This is a genomic window from Nostoc sp. CCY0012, from assembly GCF_963920855.1.
Lineage (GTDB): Bacteria > Cyanobacteriota > Cyanobacteriia > Cyanobacteriales > Nostocaceae > Cyanocohniella.
The window spans coordinates 1-1,304 of sequence record NZ_CAWUDM010000236.1; the positions used below are offsets into that span (position 1 = coordinate 1).

Here is a 1,304-nt window from a genome sequence, read left to right on the forward strand (position 1 = left end):
CTTAGTGGTGCAGAAAACTTTTTGGAGTCTCAAGTTGAAAAAACAGTAACACGAGAGAACTCAATTCGAGTTTCTAAATACTCTCGCTTTTTAAGTGAAGCAGAGGCAGGTGGAGGACTACGTCGAGGTAAGATAGCTAAACTGGGGAGAGGGAGACGTTGATAGCAGAGCCGTTTAATCTCACGCAGACCCAATTGTAAAAAGCTCAACCCGCGATGGCTATGCCAGTCGAGCGCCTTGCGGCGACCAAGACTGACAACGATGACAGCCAACGAGATCGCAATCAAAGTGGCGGCAGCCAGCAGCATCAATAAACAACTGAGCGCTTGAGCATCGCGCAAGTGGGAACGGATCAGTTCAAAAGCAGCCGATTTATAATCCTTGAAATGGGGTTCTATACCACCAAATCGCTGACCATAGACCTCAAAGGTCTGCAAAGAGGGGGGAACATCCGTGAGCACTGCCCAAGCTTCACCTGCCATCGCTAAATGAGCAGTCGCTAAATGGCACTCAATATCTTGTAAAATAGTGACATCCCGAAACAGATACGCTTCTGACTTCGGTGGCAACAGGTCGGCAACGGCTTGGGTTTGACCCTGGGATAAGGTAATGTTCAGGTCTGATTTAGCGCGAATTGTCCATGACCAACGGTGATCGCGTAACCACCGGATGAATGCCCCGTGCTCAAAGCCTCGGTCGGCTAATAACATCACCTGACATCCGGGTGGCAACAATTTGAGAGTGTGTTCTAAAACTGGACGATAGTCCTCATAACCGACTGTGGCACTACCGTGTTCTAAAACGGTTTGACTTAGAGGAATTGACCGTCCTCCCCAAATCAAACACACCTCAATCAGGCAATATTGATCCCACAACACGCTGGTGTCCAGGGTCAGCGTCATCGCAGTTCCCTCCCATCCCTGGAGAAACTGCCGTAAAAGAGGAACATAGAAGGTCTCGGCGTTGATCTTGGGATTATGCACAAAGTAGTTTAAGCGCTCCATGTGGCTACGGGCAACGCAGTCCCGATGACTCAGATAGGGCAACCAGTGGCTCAGACAGGCACTCTGAGCTTGCAAAATAGCCGCTACATTCTCAGAAAAAACCTGGAGATGCCGTTGGTCTTGGGGATGAATCCATTGACTTAGCTGAACTTGCAGTTGACGATGGAGGAGGGGTACTGGCATGGTGTATGACTTTTTGTTTGGAAACTTGAGCATCCCATGCTCTGCCCCTCTCTGTCACTCTTGTCTCAGTCAGACTCCTGGTATACAAGCGGTTCAAGACTTTTCTGCACCACTAAG

Annotated in this window: 1 protein-coding gene; it reads right to left on the reverse strand. The window is 49.3% G+C overall.

Annotation, left to right across the window (positions count from 1 at the left end):
- Nucleotides 1-29: 29 nt before the first annotated feature.
- Nucleotides 30-1,187, reverse strand: coding sequence for a transposase (locus ACM0OS_RS28910; protein WP_414546609.1), 1,158 nt, complete (start codon nucleotides 1,185-1,187; stop codon nucleotides 30-32).
- Nucleotides 1,188-1,304: the final 117 nt, after the last annotated feature.